Annotated in this window: 14 protein-coding genes and 1 tRNA gene; 9 read left to right on the forward strand and 6 right to left on the reverse strand. The window is 68.0% G+C overall.

The window, feature by feature from the left end; genetic code table 11:
- Window positions 1-13 precede the first annotated feature (13 nt).
- The gene (locus ACW5E8_RS13180) at window positions 14-559 is read left to right on the forward strand and encodes a hypothetical protein (RefSeq protein ID WP_456965972.1); all 546 of its coding nucleotides are present in this window, start codon (window positions 14-16) and stop codon (window positions 557-559) included.
- Between the two features lie 233 nt (window positions 560-792).
- On the opposite strand, the gene ACW5E8_RS13185 is transcribed toward ACW5E8_RS13180, so the two are convergent.
- Window positions 793-869 (reverse strand) — tRNA-Pro (locus tag ACW5E8_RS13185).
- A gap of 131 nt (window positions 870-1,000) precedes the next feature.
- Here ACW5E8_RS13185 and hisS point away from each other — a divergent pair.
- The 3 genes from hisS to ACW5E8_RS13200 are packed head-to-tail and all read left to right on the forward strand — an operon-like array spanning window position 1,001 to window position 4,700.
- Window positions 1,001-2,389 (forward strand): histidine--tRNA ligase, encoded by a 1,389-nt coding sequence (gene hisS / locus ACW5E8_RS13190; protein ID WP_456965973.1) that lies wholly within the window; start codon window positions 1,001-1,003, stop codon window positions 2,387-2,389.
- Window positions 2,390-2,421: 32 nt separating this feature from the next.
- The gene (locus ACW5E8_RS13195) at window positions 2,422-4,329 is read left to right on the forward strand and encodes an HAL/PAL/TAL family ammonia-lyase (protein ID WP_456965974.1); all 1,908 of its coding nucleotides are present in this window, start codon (window positions 2,422-2,424) and stop codon (window positions 4,327-4,329) included.
- Complete coding sequence (locus ACW5E8_RS13200; protein ID WP_456965975.1) at window positions 4,326-4,700, forward strand: hypothetical protein; 375 nt, start codon at window positions 4,326-4,328, stop codon at window positions 4,698-4,700. Before ACW5E8_RS13195 ends, ACW5E8_RS13200 begins: the two co-directional genes overlap by 4 nt.
- A gap of 3 nt (window positions 4,701-4,703) precedes the next feature.
- Here the strand turns inward: ACW5E8_RS13200 and ACW5E8_RS13205 are convergent, their stop codons facing one another.
- Window positions 4,704-5,957: a hypothetical protein gene (locus ACW5E8_RS13205; RefSeq protein ID WP_456965976.1), complete on the reverse strand. Its 1,254-nt coding sequence runs from the start codon at window positions 5,955-5,957 to the stop codon at window positions 4,704-4,706.
- Between the two features lie 25 nt (window positions 5,958-5,982).
- On the reverse strand, window positions 5,983-7,776 hold the full coding sequence (locus tag ACW5E8_RS13210) for a sensor domain-containing diguanylate cyclase (protein WP_456965977.1): 1,794 nt from the start codon (window positions 7,774-7,776) through the stop codon (window positions 5,983-5,985).
- A gap of 161 nt (window positions 7,777-7,937) precedes the next feature.
- On the opposite strand from ACW5E8_RS13210, the gene ACW5E8_RS13215 reads away from it, so the two are divergent.
- Window positions 7,938-9,521: a calcineurin-like phosphoesterase C-terminal domain-containing protein gene (locus ACW5E8_RS13215; protein WP_456965978.1), complete on the forward strand. Its 1,584-nt coding sequence runs from the start codon at window positions 7,938-7,940 to the stop codon at window positions 9,519-9,521.
- A 278-nt stretch (window positions 9,522-9,799) separates the two neighbouring features.
- Here ACW5E8_RS13215 and mtnC read toward each other — a convergent pair whose 3' ends face one another.
- The 3 genes from mtnC to ACW5E8_RS13230 all read right to left on the reverse strand — a co-directional run bounded on the left by mtnC (window position 9,800) and on the right by ACW5E8_RS13230 (window position 11,880).
- Window positions 9,800-10,492 carry an acireductone synthase gene (gene mtnC, locus ACW5E8_RS13220; RefSeq protein ID WP_456965979.1) on the reverse strand — a complete coding sequence of 231 codons (693 nt, stop codon included), beginning with the start codon at window positions 10,490-10,492 and terminating at the stop codon, window positions 9,800-9,802.
- A gap of 95 nt (window positions 10,493-10,587) precedes the next feature.
- Window positions 10,588-11,142, reverse strand: coding sequence for a 1,2-dihydroxy-3-keto-5-methylthiopentene dioxygenase (locus ACW5E8_RS13225; protein WP_456965980.1), 555 nt, complete (start codon window positions 11,140-11,142; stop codon window positions 10,588-10,590).
- A gap of 93 nt (window positions 11,143-11,235) precedes the next feature.
- Entirely contained in the window at window positions 11,236-11,880 is a 645-nt protein-coding gene (locus tag ACW5E8_RS13230; RefSeq protein WP_456965981.1) for a methylthioribulose 1-phosphate dehydratase, read from the reverse strand.
- 136 nt (window positions 11,881-12,016) lie between these two features.
- Between ACW5E8_RS13230 and ACW5E8_RS13235 the strand changes: the two genes are divergently transcribed.
- The 4 genes from ACW5E8_RS13235 to ACW5E8_RS13250 all read left to right on the forward strand — a co-directional run bounded on the left by ACW5E8_RS13235 (window position 12,017) and on the right by ACW5E8_RS13250 (window position 15,528).
- Window positions 12,017-12,346, forward strand: coding sequence for a hypothetical protein (locus ACW5E8_RS13235; RefSeq protein ID WP_456965982.1), 330 nt, complete (start codon window positions 12,017-12,019; stop codon window positions 12,344-12,346).
- Entirely contained in the window at window positions 12,343-12,690 is a 348-nt protein-coding gene (locus tag ACW5E8_RS13240; protein WP_456965983.1) for a hypothetical protein, read from the forward strand. Before ACW5E8_RS13235 ends, ACW5E8_RS13240 begins: the two co-directional genes overlap by 4 nt.
- 260 nt (window positions 12,691-12,950) lie before the next feature.
- Window positions 12,951-13,304, forward strand: coding sequence for a hypothetical protein (locus tag ACW5E8_RS13245; RefSeq protein ID WP_456965984.1), 354 nt, complete (start codon window positions 12,951-12,953; stop codon window positions 13,302-13,304).
- 163 nt (window positions 13,305-13,467) lie between these two features.
- Window positions 13,468-15,528, forward strand: coding sequence for a hypothetical protein (locus ACW5E8_RS13250; RefSeq protein WP_456965985.1), 2,061 nt, complete (start codon window positions 13,468-13,470; stop codon window positions 15,526-15,528).
- Window positions 15,529-15,541 lie beyond the last annotated feature (13 nt).

Genomic DNA, 15,541 nt, shown 5'->3' on the forward strand with positions numbered 1-15,541 from the left:
GAAGGGAATGCCGATGTCCCACGAACGCGAGTTGAGCCAGGTGCTCAGGGCAACATCCACGCTGCTGGCCCGTATCGAGCAGCGCGATGCAGTTCTGCGGACAGCTGTAGACGGCAATCTGCAGACCCTGCAGGACGCAGCGGCGCGACTCCACCAACAACTGAACGCCATCGTCAGCGGTGCCCAGACACGGATCACCGACGAAGCCAGGGCGGCACTGCTCCCGGTAGCGGCCGAGTACGGCAGCGTGATGAGTTCCGCAGCCACACAGTTGCACAGTGCCAGCAGGACGGTATGGACCTGGTATGCCGGTCTCGTGGGTGTGGGTCTGTTGCTTGCGGTCGTTGGCTGGGGCGTCCTGGGCTACTACCAGCGCGAACTCACCCGCGCGAAGGACGAGCTGGTGCGTTACGAGAACGCCATCCCCGTCGTGCGGGCATTCCACGCGTCCGATGCCATCGTTTGCGGCGATCGCATCTGCGTGAACGTGGATACGAGGGCAGGGCGGCAAGGCGACAGGCAGCAGTACGTGCGTGCCCGATCATCGGCCGGTCTGTAAAGGCGGCCCGCTTCGTTGGCTGGGTGCCTCGGCGGGCGGGTGTTCAGGCGGCTTGGCTCGAAAGGGTGCGTGACAAACCAGGAGATGCCGTCCGGCCGTCTTGACGCCTGCAGCCCGGGATCCCGCCTGCTGGGGGAGAGCGAGGGCTCCTCAGACTTGCAGGCCCGGACAGCAAAAAGGCCCCGAAATTCCCGCGATTTCGCGGTTTTCGGAGCCTTCTGGCCATTCACCAGTGGTCGGGGAGACAGGATTTGAACCTGCGACTTCTACGTCCCGAACGTAGCGCTCTACCAGGCTGAGCTACACCCCGACAGGTGAGCTGCGTATTTTAGGGACTCAGGGGCAGGAAGGGCAAGTACTCCGGCTCGCGGACCCGGGAAGCCCGGCCGCAGCCGCTAGAATGGCGGGCCACCCGGCCATGGTCCGAACCGGAGACCCGCTTTGATCAAGCCCCGCACGCCCCCGGGCGTCCTTGAACTGCTCCCGCGCGAGCAGGTCGCCTTCCAGCGCATGCTCGACACCATCCGTCGCACCTTCGAGGCCTACGGCTTCCTGCCGGTGGAAACGCCGGTGTTCGAGCTCTCCGACGTGCTGCTGACCAAGACCGGGGGCGAGACCGAGCGCCAGGTCTATTTCGTGCAGTCCACGGGCGCGCTCGAGAAAGCCCGGGAGGGCGGGGAAGACCAGGGGCGGCCGGAAATGGCGCTGCGCTTCGACCTGACCGTGCCGCTGGCGCGTTACGTCGCCGAGCATGAACACGATCTCGCGTTCCCGTTCCGCCGCTACCAGATGCAGCGCGTCTACCGCGGCGAGCGCGCCCAGCGCGGCCGCTTCCGCGAGTTCTACCAGTGCGACATCGACGTGATCGGCAAGGACACGCTGTCGCCGCGCTTCGAGGCCGAGGTGCCGGCGGTGATCAACGCCGTGTTCGAGGCCCTGGGCATCGGCGAGTTCACGATCCAGCTCAACCACCGCAAGCTGCTGCGCGGCTTCTTCGCGGGCCAGGGCATCGGCGACGAGGCGCAGCCGCTGGTGCTGCGCGAGATCGACAAGCTCGACAAGCGCGGGGAAGACGCGGTGCGCGCGACCCTGGTGGGCGAAGCCTTCGGCCTTGCTCCCGAGGTCGCGGACCGGCTGCTGGAGTTCTCGCGCGTGCGCTCTTCCGGGCACGACGATGCGCTGGCGCGGCTGGACGCGCTCGGCGCCGGCACGCAGCTCTTCGAAGAAGGCCGCAACGAGCTGCGTGCGCTGCTCGGCATGCTCAAGTCCATGGGCGTGCCCGAGTCGCGCTACGCCATCAACCTGTCGATCGCGCGCGGCCTCGATTACTACACCGGCATGGTCTACGAGACCACGCTGGACGCGCACCCGGACATCGGCTCGATCTGCTCCGGCGGCCGCTACGACGACCTCGCCAGCCACTACACGAAGTCGACATTGCCCGGCGTCGGCATTTCCATCGGCCTGACGCGGTTGTTCTGGCAGCTGCGCGAGGCCGGCCTGGTGGGTACCGCCGAAAGCACCGTGGACGCGCTGGTCGTGCTGCTCGACGATGACGGCCTCGAGCACGCGCTGGCCCTGTCGCAGCGCCTGCGCGCCGCCGGCCTGAACGTGGAAACGCAGATGGAGCCGCGCAAGCTGGCCAAGCAGCTGCAGTATGCCGACCGTGCGGGCATCCGCTTCGTGGTGATCCGCGGCGGCGACGAGGCCGCCAGGGGCGTGGTGGCGGTCAAGGACCTGCGTCGCGGCGAGCAGTTTGAAGTGGCGGAAGACGAGCTTGGCAGCACCCTGCGGGTAGAGCTCGAGCAGCTGCGCGCACACGGCGCCTGACGGCGCGCCCCCGGACAAGAAAGGCTAACGACATGAAGCACATCCGTCTCGACGGCAGGTCCCTCACTCGCTCGCAGCTGGTGATGATCGCCAACGGCGCCTCGGTCGAACTCGATCCCGTCGCGCTGCAGGCGGTCGAGCGCGCCGCGGCCTTCCTCGCCGAACAGGTGCGCCGCGAGGAACCGATCTATGGCGTGTCCACCGGCTTCGGCAGCAACGCCGACAAGCTGCTGGGCGCGCATCCGCTGCGCGACGAACTGCCGGGTGCGAAGCCCTCGGGCCGCTCGCTGCACGCCGAGCTGCAGCAGAACCTGGTCGTCACCCATGCGGTGTGCGTCGGCGAGCCGATGTCTCCGGAAGTGGTGCGGGCGATGCTGTGCATCCGCATCAATACCCTGCTCAAGGGCCATTCCGGCATCCGCGTGCAGACCCTGCAGGCGCTGACGGCGATGCTCAACGCCGGCGTGGTGCCGGTGGTGCCGGAGCTGGGCTCGGTGGGCGCCTCGGGCGACCTGGCGCCGCTGTCGCACCTGGCGATCGTGCTGCTGGGCGGCGGCGAGGCCTTCGTCGAGGGCGAGCGCATGCCGGGTGCGGAGGCGCTGCGCCGCGTTGGGCTCGAGCCGGTCACGCTCTCCTACAAGGAAGGCCTGGCGCTCAACAACGGCACCGCGCAGATGCTGGCCATGGGCGTGCTGGCGCTGGATCGCCTGGACCGCCTGCTGGAAACCGCCGACCTGGCCGCGGCGATGACCATTGATGCCTTCGCCGGCCGCCTGGGCGCCTTCGCCGAAGAAGTGCACGCACTGCGTCCGCATCCCGGGCAGGTGGACGTGGCCGCGCGCCTGCGCGCGCTGCTGCAGGGCTCCACGCTCGCGGACATCCCCTACCACCTGGTGCCGCGCTTCCGGCAGTGGCTGCCCGATAGCTGGCAGACGCCGGACGCGCAGGCGCTGAGCTTCGACATCGGCTGGGACTGGGTGCCGGCCAGCCAGCGCCACGGCCGCGAGAAGTTCTACCTGCGCTTCAAGCCCTTCCGCGGCGGCAAGAAGCACCAGCCGCAGGACAGCTATTCGCTGCGCTGCATCCCCCAGGTGCACGGCGCGGTGCGCGACGCGGTCGAGCAGGCGCATCGTGTGTTCGATATCGAACTCAACGCCGTCACCGACAACCCGCTGGTCTTCCCCGACAAGCAGGCCGAGCACGTCGAAGAGCAGGTGATCTCCGCCGGCCACTTCCACGGCATGCCGCTGGCGCTGGCGCTGAGCTACGTGAAAGCGGCCATCCCGGTGCTGGCATCGATCTCCGAGCGCCGGCTCAACAAGCTGGTCGACCCGTCCACCAGCGACGGCCTGCCGGCCTTCCTGATCGGCAACGAGGACGGCACCGAATCCGGCCACATGATCGTGCAGTACACGGCCGCCGCGATCGTCAACGACCTCGCCACCCGCGCGCATCCGGCCAGCGTGTACTCGGTGCCGACCAGCGCCAACGCGGAAGACCACGTGTCCATGGGCGCGAACGAGGCCCGGCACGTGCTGTCGATGTCGGCGGATCTCGGCAAGGTGCTGGCGCTGGAGCTGTACACCGCGGCGCAGGCGCTGGATTTCCGTCGCGACATGATCAACGCCGCGCGCGACCTGGCGCGCAGCGGTGACGCGGCAGGCTTTTCCGCCAAGGTGCAGGGCGCGCCTGTCGCCGGGCATCGCGACCACGCCCAGTTCGTGGAAGAAGTGGATGCGCTGCGCGCCGAGCTCGCCGCGTCCGAGCCCTACCATCCGGGCGTCGCCGTCGCCGCCGCGCACGCCGCGCTGCGCGAGCGGATCGGCTTCCTCGACCGCGACCGCGCGCTCGACGGCGAGGTGGCCGAGGCGGTGCGCCTGGTGGTCGACGGCAGCCTGCTGCAAGCGGCACGCCGGGCGGAGGCGGGCGAGGGCGGATGAACCTGCCGCTGCACCTGGGCTGGGCCGGCGCACTGGAAGCCGGCCTGATTGCCCTGGCGATCGGCTTCGCGCTGTTCTTCGTTTTCCACGCGCTGTCCGCGCGATTCGCCTGGAACCCGGGCCATTCCGTTGGATGGGCCTGCCTGGGCGCGGTGGCGATCGGCGCCGGGATCGATCTCTGGAACCTGTTCTACCTGGGCGTGGTGAAGCTTGAATCCCCGGTTTATGCGCGCATCGCGCTGTCGAAGATCCACGACCCGGATGGACTGGGTGCGCGCGTGCTTATGGAGGTGCTGGGTGCCCTCACCGGGGTCGCCCTGGGGTGGATGGCGAAGCACCGCGGTACGACAGGTCGCGACGAACCACGCTGATCTTCATTCGCCGGGGGGGTGTGCCGGCCGGGGAGCGTCGATCACTCCCGCAGTTCGCAGCGCCGCCAGGACGGCATCGCGGTTGCCTTCGCGGGTCGGCCATCCGGATACGCTCTGCAGCAGCTGGCCGTCGCGGAAGACGTGGAACTGCGGGTAGCTGTCCAAGGCGATCATTGGCCAGCGCACGGTCGAAGCAGCGACCATCAGTGCCGCCTCGGGATTGTCCTGGTTCCAGCTTCGCAGTGCGTCGATCATGGCGAGCTCCTCTGGTGCCGCGAGCCACAAGGCGTGCTCGCGGAAGATGGGGCCGAGCTCGGGATCCATCGGGATGGCCTTTGAAGCAGCCCGGCTGAATCCGCAGCCGGGGCTCGCGACGACAATGATCCTCAGTGGCGCCAGTTCCACGGCCTCGTGCAGCAGTGCATGTTCCGATGTGGAGACGTCCAGGGCGCTGGGAACACCGTTTGCAACGGCGCCGGGTTCAATCACCGGCGGAAGCGGGCGCAGGCCGGCCGCGACATGCCGACTGGAGAATTCGCGGGAGTCTTGCAGCCGGCCGGCCCTGATCAGCATGTCGTTCATGGCCCTGATTTCGCTCCGGGTGGCCAGCCCGCGCCGCTCCATCTCGTCAAGCGCATCGGTCATGGCGTCCAGGTGGGCATCGGACCGGCTGTGCCATGCGGTTGCCCGGGCTGCCCGGTACAGCAGGCGGAGTTCATGGCTGCCGGCAGCAGCGACCTGTGCTTTCCGGCCGTCTTCCGGGAACAGCGAAGCGTAGTGGGCACCCGCAAGCGCCGGGTCCTCGGCTGGCAACGCATCAAGCGCTGTTTGCAGGGCGTCGAACCTTGCCTCGATCCCACCGTCCGACGCCGGATCTGCGGCGCGGGCCGCACGCAGCCTGTCCGCTTCATCCTGCAGCAGCCCGAGCATGGCCGGTGCCCTGAGACCAAACAGGCCCATGACCTCGCGTAGTTCGTCGTGGGTGAGTTCAGTGTCGAGTTCTGCGGTGGAAAACCTGGACAGGCCCCTGTCATTGAACTCGAGCCCGTCAAGGAAGCGGGCGCGCGAGCTCCGGGGCATCACGTCCAGCGGCGACGGGCATCGTGCGGCGAGCCACGCGTCGAGCCTGGCGCGTGACGTGATCGGGGAGGCCGCGCCATCGGCATCCAAGCCGCAGTCGGGAGAGCCCGCGGTGAGAACCGCGGGACAGGTTGCGAGCAAGGCAGAAAGCAGTGCCGACTGGATCAGGTGACTCATGCGCATTCCGTGCCGAAGCGATGCCTCAGGCCGCCGAGATGGAAGTCCTGACGCAGTCGCGCCCGTTGGCCTTCGCTGCGTACAGCGCCTGGTCGGCGACCTGCAGCGCATCCTCGATGTCGTCCACGGTACCCGGCACCACGGTGTGCACGCCGACGCTGCCTGACACGCGCACGTCGGGACCGTGCTGGGACTCGCAAGGCGCCGAGGAAATCGCGCGGCGTACCTCTTCGGCCACCGCGACCGCGGCACGCAGGTCGGTGTCCGGCAGAACGATCACGAACTCCTCGCCGCCAAAGCGCGCGAGCAGCGCGTCGTAGGGCCGCAGCGCACGCCCGATGCGCTGCGCCGACGAGCGCAGCACGTCGTCGCCCACCAGGTGGCCATGCTCGTCGTTGATCGACTTGAACAGATCCAGGTCGACCATCAGCAGCGACAGAGGGCGCCGGTCCTGGTTGCAGGACACCAGCAGGTGTTCGAAGGCGTCGTGGAAATACGAGCGGTTGTACAGGCCGGTGAGGCCATCGCGGCGGCTGGACTCGCGCAGCCGTGAATGGGCTTCTTCCAGCTTGTCGAGCGTGCTGCGCAGTTCTCGCGTACGCTGCGCGACCTTGCGTTCGAGCTGGATGTTGGCCTCGCTGACGATGCGCTCGTTTTCGGTGCGCAGCGAAGCGTAGCGATAGCTCAGCGCGATCGACAGGAACAGCATCTCCAGCGCGGAACCGATCTGCACGCCGTACTCGGTGTAGAACGTCTTCGGGATCACGCCGAAGGCGACCAGGGTGTAGATCGCGGTCCCGGCCAGGAACATCGACCACGACAGCAGGAAGAGCTTCGCCGGTGCGTACTTCTTGCGCACCGCGGCCACGCTGACCACGGTGATCCACACGATGCTCGCCAGCACGGCCAGCGACACCACCGGCGTGATCAACCGGTACGGCACGAAGACAGCGGCGATGCCGAAGGCGACGAAGGCTGCGATCGCGACGATGCTCACCCGGTTGCCGGCCGGCCAGCGTTCGCCCAGGCCCAGGAACACGCGCGCGAACTGGTGCATGCCGATCAGCGCCAGGCTGATCGACAGCGGCACGGATTTGTCGGCGAGCCAGATGTTGTCGGGCCACAGGTATTCGAAGCCCAGCCCGTTGAGGCAGAACAGCACCAGGCCGAAGGCGCTGATGTGGAACAGGTACCAGAAATAGCTGGCGTCGCGCAGCACCAGCCACAGCACCAGGTTGTAGAAGAACAGCGCCAGCAGGATGCCGTAGTACAGGCCAATGGCGAACTGCGCGTCGCGGGAGAGTTCGGTGAAGGCGCCGGGCGTGTACAGCACCAGCGGCACCTGCATCGAACTCTGGCTCTGCACGCGGAACAGGATGTCGACCGGCTGGTCGACCGGCAGGTCGAGCAGGAAGTTGGGGTGGCGATAGCGGATCGCGCGGTCGCCGAAGGGCAGGGTGTCGCCGCCGACCTGGTGGTCGATGCGGCCGTCGGGGTAGCGCAGGTAGATGTCGATGTGGTCGCTGAGCGGATAGGTCTGCACCAGCAGCCAGCGCGGTTCGGCCGGGTTGCGGTTCACGACCTTCGCATGCACCCAGAAGGCGCCGGACTGGAAGCCGAAGGCGGGGTTGCCGCCAGGCAGGGGCGCGAAGCCGCCGGCTTCAAGCTGGCGCCAGGCGTCGTCCACGCTTTGCGTGGCCTCGAGGTCGTGGTGGTAGGTGACGTGCGGCGACAGTGCCAACTCGCCCATCTCGGGCGAGAGTTCGATGACGGCGGCCGCGGCCGGCAGCGCCAGCAGCACCGCGAGCGCAGCGGTCATCCAAGCCATCCAGGGCCTTGCGACGTTCATCCTGACGTCCCCTCAGACGCGTCCATGGCTTCCCCGGCCGACATCACTCGACCCGATCATATGCCTGTCGGCAACTCAGGGATACACGGGAGCCGGCGGCATAATGGGCCATCCGCCGCCCTGGAGTCCCGATGAAAACCATCCGTCGCCCGCTGGCCGTGCTGCTGCTGGTCGCCCTGTCCGGGGTCGCCGGCGCCGCGCAGTGGCAGGGCCGGGTGTTCGAGGACCGCGATGGCGACGGCCTGGCCGGCCCCGGTGAACCCGGGCTCCCGGGCGTCGTGGTCTCGGATGGCCGCAGCATCGCATTGACCGATGACAGCGGGCACTACCGCCTCGAGGCGCGTGCCGATGCGCCGGTGTTCTTGGTGAAGCCCGCCGGCTGGCGGCTAGGCGTGCGCGAGGACGGCCTGCGGGCGGCCTGGCACGGGGCGCGATCGCAGGGCGGTGGGCGCCGTGGGGATTTCGCGCTGCAGCGCGAGGCCGCGCCCGGCGACCGCACGCTGTCGGTCCTGGTGCTCGCCGACCCGCAGGTGAAGTCACAGGCCGACATCGACTACTACGCCCGCGACATCGTTGCCCCGCTGCTCGCCAAGGGTGGCAGCGACGCCGACCTCGGGATCAGCCTGGGCGACATCGTTGACGACGTGGTCGACCTGTACCCGCAAATCAACGCCGTCACCGCGCGCCTGGGCGTGCCCTGGCTGCATGTGCCGGGCAACCACGACATCGATCCCGATGCAGCGGCCGACGCCACTTCGCTGTCGGCGTTCCGGGACAGCTACGGTCCCGACACCTTTGCCTGGGAGGAAGGCGCGGCCACCTTCCTCGTACTGGACGATGTGGTGCAGCTGCCGGGACAGCGACCGGCGTATGTCGGCGGCCTGCGCGAGGACCAGTTCGACTTCCTCGAGGCCTGGCTGCCGACCGTGCCGAAGGACCGGCTGCTGGTGCTCGGGGTGCATGTGCCGCTGTTCGACACCGCGGCGAAGGGCCGCGCGGAGACCTTCCGCAGCGCCGACCGCGAGCGCCTGTTCGCACTGCTGCAGGACTTCCCGAAGCTGCTCGTGCTGAGCGGCCACCGCCACACGCAGCGCCACCATCGCCATGGTCCGGCCGACGGCTGGCACGGCGCGAAGCCCCTGCACGAGTTCAACGTCGGCGCCGCCAGCGGCGCGTTCTGGTCCGGTGCGCCCGATGCCGAGGGCATTCCGGACGCGACGATGGCCGACGGCACGCCCAACGGCCACGCCCTGCTCGAGATCGGTGGCGATGGCAGTTATCGACTTGCGTGGCATCCCGCGCGCCTGCCGGCCGACGATCCCGCGCGCACGCAGGCCATGCACCTACACACGCCGCGCGTGCTGCGGCGCGGCGCTTATCCGGCGTGGGCGGTGTACGCCAACGTCTACATGGGCGAGGCGGATACGCGCGTCGAGTACCGGGTGGGCGAGGGCGAATGGAGGCCGATGCTGCGCGTGGAGCGGCCGGATCCCTGGCTCATGGCCGAGAACGCGCGCGACGATGCGGCCGAGGCATTGCGTGGCTACGACCGGTCGCCGGAGGCCGAGCCGTCGGTACATCTGTGGCGCGGGGCATTGCCGACGGACCTGGATGCGGGCGAGCACCCGGTCGAGGTCCGTGTCTTCGACCGCTGGCACGGTGAGCAGCGCGCCATGACCAGCTACCGGTTGGCGGAGTGGCCGGATACACCCTGAGTTGGCCCCGCCCTTGTGGGAGCGGCCATGGCCGCGATGGAACTCGAGCCCGGGTGGGTCGCCGGCGGCGGGTTCGGGGGCGTACAGGCTTGCAGACGTGCAGTGCAGGCGTGCAGGGCGGCGGGCTGGTGGGTACTCCGTGGGCTGTCCCGCTTGCAGCGGGCCTTTATGCCCACTGCGTACCCACCAGCCCGCCTGGCAACGCCTTCCCGCAGGCCGTTGGAACAGCAGGAGCGCGGCGCGCTTTGCCCTGCCGCAGCTTTTGCTGCGATTCGCTGCTAGGGAGTGATCTGGCCGAAGCTTTCCACGCGCGCGTGGCCGTTGCATGCATCGCCGGTGCGCGGCTGCGGATAGTCCTGCAGCCGGTCGACCAGCACGGTGCGCAGGCCGGCGTCGCGGGCGGCGTCGAGTTCGGCGACCACGTCGGAGAGGAACAGGATCGAACCCGGTTCACGGCCGAGTTCCGTCGCGATGCGCGCATAGCTCGCGGCCTCGCGCTTGCCGCCCACTTCGGTGTCGAAGAAGGCCTCGAACAGGGGCAGCAGGTCGCCGGCGTCGGAATGCCCGAAGAACATCTTCTGCGCAGGCACCGAGCCCGAGGAATACACCGCCAGCCGATGCCCGGCGTCGTGCCAGCGGCGCAGGCCTTCGACGGCGTCGGGGTACACGTGCGCGGTGAAGTCCGCGCGCCGATACCCTTCCGTCCACATCAGCCCCTGCAGCGCCTTCAGCGCCGTGTGCTTGCGGTCCTCGTCGATCCATCCCTGGAGCACTTCGACGATCACCGCGTCGTCGCACACCGCTCCGTGTTCGGTCGCGACCTGGTCCAGCCAGCGCCGCACCTCGGGCTCCTGGCCGTGTTCGCGCACGAACCGCGGCAGTTCGCGCCGCGCATAGGGAAACAACACCTCGCGCACGAACGAGATGCTGCCGGCGGTGCCTTCGATATCGGTCAGGATGGTGGTTTTCATGAAAGCCTTTTTGCCACGGATTTACGCGGATGGACGCGGATCAAGAGCCAGGATCAACGGGCGGAGAGCAAGAGCTTTTAAAGCTCTTCCGCCTTTCAGCGCCCGCCCTTCTCGTAGCGCGGGAACTTCTGGGCGATGTCGGTGCCGGTGAAGTGGCCGACCCAGCCGTCGGGCTGCTGGAAGAAGCGGATGGCGATGAACTCAGGTTCGGGGCCCATGTCGAACCAGTGCGTGGTGCCGTCGGGCACGGCGATCAGGTCGTCCTTGACGCACTCGATCTCGTAGACGCGATCGCCGACGTGAAGGGTGAACAGGCCGGAGCCGGCCACGAAGAAGCGGACCTCGTCTTCCTTGTGGAAGTGTTCGTCGAGGAAGGTCGCGCGCATCTGGTCGCGCTTCGGGTTGTCCGGCGCGATGCTGACCACGTCCACCGAGGTGAAGCCGCGCTCGGCGCTGATGCGGTCGATGTCTTCGCGGTAGGCGGCCAGGACCTCGTCCTGCGGCGCGCCGGCGGCGATGGGCCGGCTGGCCTGCCAGCGTTCGAAGGTGACGCCGATCATTTCCAGTTCGCGGGCGATGGCGTCGCCGTCGCTGGTGTCGAGCAGGGCGGTGTCGGGCGCGTCGTCGGCGAAGATGCGCAGGCGGCTCATGGCGGACCTCCAGTGGGATGGCGAAGCAGCGTAGCAGCCGTCGCGGGGCGTGTGGTTTCGCCTGCGGAACGCTGTGCGTCCGCCGGCGCGGGCTCAGTGGCCGGCGGTCAGCCGGCGCAGCTCCAGCTCGCAGTCGAGCAGGAATTCGAAGGCATCCAGGTGGCGGCGGGCTTCACCCATGTCGCGGCCCCAGGCATACAGGCCGTGGCCGTTGATCAGGTAGCCCCACATCGGGCCGCGGTCGAGCAGCGCGTCCACCTGAGCGGCCAGCGTCGGCATGTCCTGCGAGTTGGGCAGCACCGGCACGTCGATGGCGGTCTCGTGCGTGGCGTTGCCGCGGAAGGCCTTCAGCAGCTCGTAGCCTTCCAGGCGCACGTGGCCGCTGCCCGCGAACAGCCGCGACGCGATCGTCTGCGCGCGCGAATGCGTATGCAGTACGCAGCCGACATCGGGGAAGCGCGAATAGAGCTGCGTGTGCAGCAGGGTCTCCGCGGATGGCCGGTGGTCGCTGCCGACGGCGCGGCCGTCGAAATCGACGACCATGATGTCGTCCTCACGCAGCTTGCCCTTGTCGCGCCCTGACACCGTGATCGCCGCATGGCGATCATCAAGCCGATGCGAGAAGTTGCTGCTGGTCGCCGGCGTCCAGCCCAGGGCGGCCAGCTCGCGCACGTTGACGATGATCTCCCCGGCCAGCTCGCGCAGGCGGTGCATATCGTAGGGAGGGGCGTTGTCCATGGGCCAAGTCTACCGCCTGCCGGGGCGCACGAGCAGGGGCCCCGGGCGAGCATCCGCCCGGCAGGCGATGCCCGATCACCGGCCCTCGGGATTACGATATCGTTGCCACCTGGCCCCCTGCAGCAAGGATAGCCGCATGCCCCGGACCATCGATCCCGTCAAGCTCAAGGCCGCCGCCGAGCGTCTTGAGTGGGTGCTGCGGCAGTACCCTGACTGCGAGGACGTGCAAGACCTCCTGCATGCACTTGAGCCGCTCCTTGGCGCCGCGACTGGCATGGATCTGTCGTCGCCTTTGGATCGATGGGAGATTCCCGGCACATACAACCTTGCTGACGGTCTCTACACGCCCTGCAAGGCGCCCGATGTGCACGACGCCTATGTGGCTTTTTCCATCGAACTCCGGGGTGGCCTGACGGAGGAGGAAGGAATGTTGCACGAGCGCATCGAAGAGATGCAGAAATCGTGACGCAGACCATCGCTCCGATCCGATTAAGGGCCGCCGCCGAGCATCTTGAATGGGTGCTGTTGCAGTACCCGGACAGTGCGGACGTGCAGGGTTTGCTGCGCGCCCTTGGGCCACTGATCGAAGATGCCAAAGCTGGTCTCATCAAGGAACCCATCGATAGTGGCCGGGTGCCGGGTACCTACGCCAATGCCGACGGAGTCTATATCCCGTACAGAAATCCTAGTGTCGAAGATGCGTACGCGAAGTTCAAAGTAGAGCTCGGTGGCGGATTGACCGAGCAGGACAAGAAGCAACACGCTGAAATGGAGGCGTTCAGGCAGGCTCTGCTGGAGACCCGGTTGTGAGCGGCTATCGCCTCGGCAATGGTGCAATAGCGGCACGGGGATGGCATTCCAGCATTCCGGGGGCGTCGTTCACGGCGTGCACTTTGTGATTCGGGCCATCGATCCGTCGACCTCAAGGCTGCCGCCGAGCATCCGGAGTGGGTGCTGCAGCATTACCCGAACAGCGAGTTCGCGACACAGATGGCGCATGGCCTTTAGGAGGCCAGCGTAAGAACAGGCGACTTCGCTTTGAACGTGTCATCTTTTTGGAGGAAATTCGTATGACTCAGACCATTGACCCCGTCAAGCTTAAGCTCGCAGCGGTGCGTCTTAGATGGGTGCTGTTGCAGTATCCGGAAAGTGATGATGTGCGGATGCTCCTTGAAGCACTCACACCATTGATCGAAGACGCCGAAGCCGGAAGAGTCCGACAAATCGTAGACAGCAAGGACGTGCCCGGCGCTTACAATTTTGCCGACGGAATGTACATTCCGTATGAAGATCCGAGTGTTGACGAGGCTTACACAAGCTTTAGGACCGAGCTGAAGGGCGGATTGACAGAGCAGGACAAGCGCATTATCGCTCGTATTGCTGCGATGCAAGCCTCCATCAATGGATCCAGCAGTCATGGCTGATCCCGGCTTGACTTCTGATGTGATCAGGAAGAATCACGCTACTCAGGTGGTGGAGGCGGAAACATTTTCGACCAACGGGGTCACTGAGAATCAAGCGCGTGATTTTCTCGAAACTCCTGCCGGTGAGCGATACCTTGAGCAAGTAACCCGTGCGCAGCCGACCTTGCGGCCCGACCTACTGGAAGCGCGCGCGATAGGCCAGCTGCGCTCGGGTCGCGAACTCCCGCGCATGGAAGCGATCGACGAGCCGCTGGTGAAGATCGTCCCGCGCGGTGACTCCGTATCGCCTCATTCTCCTTTTTTCGCCAGGCAATCGGCCTTCGAAGACGCCATCGCGCGTGGCCACAACCTGTCCGAACACTTCGCGCTTCCCGTGCGGAGCGAGGCACAGGTCTACGATATCCACCAGATCCGGCCGAACGGCCCCACCGAAGTCTTCGTCAATACGGTTGCGCCGTCGTCCGAGCTCGGGGGCCGCGTGACCAAGCCGGGCGGGGCCGAGCAGTACCTGGTCCCCAACCGCGGCCTCTACAGCGACGCCGTCCGGATCGGCAGCATCGGCAATGACCTCTCGCTGCACCAGGACCTGGTCGCGGGCCGGGGGCTCGGCGCACCGATTGCCGCGATCGCCGAGGGCGCGCCCGACCGCGGCCGCGCTCCGCGTTTGGGCGGCGCCGGCCGCGCCCTTGGCATCGCCGGCCTTGCACTGGAGGCCTACGACGGCGCACAGACCTACCGGACGGTTGGCCGGCTGCGCGGCGAGGGCAACGACACGGCGGCCGAATCCGAGCTGATCCACTTCGGCAGCCGCAGCGTCGGCGGCCTGGGCGGTGCGGCCATCGGCGCCGGCGCCGGTGGGCTGGCCACGTCCTGGTCGGGCCCGGGCGTGCTGGTGGGTGGCGGCGTGGGCGGCGTGATCGGTGTCTTCGGAGGTGAGAAATTCGCCGAATGGACCGACAACCGGCGGATCTACAACCAGGAGGACGGCGACGGCAACCGCTGGCGGTTCGACCCGGACCAGCCGGAGCGGGGATGGGAGCGCGACGCACCCATCGACGCCAGCAACGACGGCATCGACAACGCCCGGCGCGGTGGCCTGCGCGCTTCGCCCGCGCTGGCGAACGAGCTGGACTACAAGGCCACGTCGACGTCGGTGGAGCTGGTTATCGGCGGCCCACCGGCGCAGCGCGACCCCTTCACCCAGCCGTCGGGCGAGGGCGACACGCGAAGCAGCCGTCCCTCCAGCTGGCAGCACGACCCCGATGGCGGACAGTGGACCCGCCGGGTGTACGGGCCCTTCGTCGAGCGCGGCATGACACCATCGCACCTGGAAACGGCCTCGCCCGAACGCGCCGCCCAGCTCGACCTTGCCGCGGCGCAGGTCGTGGTCGAGAACGCCGGCAACAGCCGGGCGTCCATTGCCGCGCGCTACGAGGACGCGTACATCCGCAACGGCTGGGCACGGTTCGGCCCGATGCCCGACGCGGTGGGCAACGCGCGCACCGACATCGACATCCTGGTGGCCTCCGACAACGACCGCTACGCGCGGCAGCCCGACGGGCGCTGGGTCAGCGAGGGCGTGTTCTTCGATTCCACGGCCGACGGTCGATTGCAGGCTGAGCTCGAGGCTTCGCGCGCCGTGCTGGCGGAGCGCCTGCCCCCGCCGCGCGAGATCACGGTGCCTCCGCCGATGACCGACGAGGACCGGTTGCGCGATACGGTTGCCGGGGCCTACCTCAACGCCGGCGTCGAGGCGTCGCCGGAGCGCATCGCGGCCGCGGCCACGGCGGTACGTGCCACCCTGGCGGCCAACGGACTCGACCCGAACACCACGGCGCTGGCGATCGGACCCGACGCCGAGGGGCGGTACGGACCCGACAGCCGGATCGACAGCATGCGGCTGGAAGACGACGGTCGCACCTACCGGATCGCCGCCACCACCAGCGGCGACCAGATCCGGGCGGCGGAGCACATCCCGCCCAGCGGCGACCCCGTGGTCGACCGCTGGATCGACGCACTGCAGGATGGCGACTACGACATGGCCAGGAGCGTGCAGCAGGCCTTCACCCGTTCGCCTGAGGGCCAGCGCCTGTGGGCCGACGCCGTCGCCGAGCCGCGCGCCGGAACCATCCAACAGACCGATGACGAGCCCGCGCGCCAGGTGGAGCAGGCCGTCGAAGTCCAGCAGCGGCAGGAACAGCAGGTGCGCGGGATGGCGATGTGAGCACGGGAACCGC

The organism is Luteimonas sp. A649, from assembly GCF_054072735.1.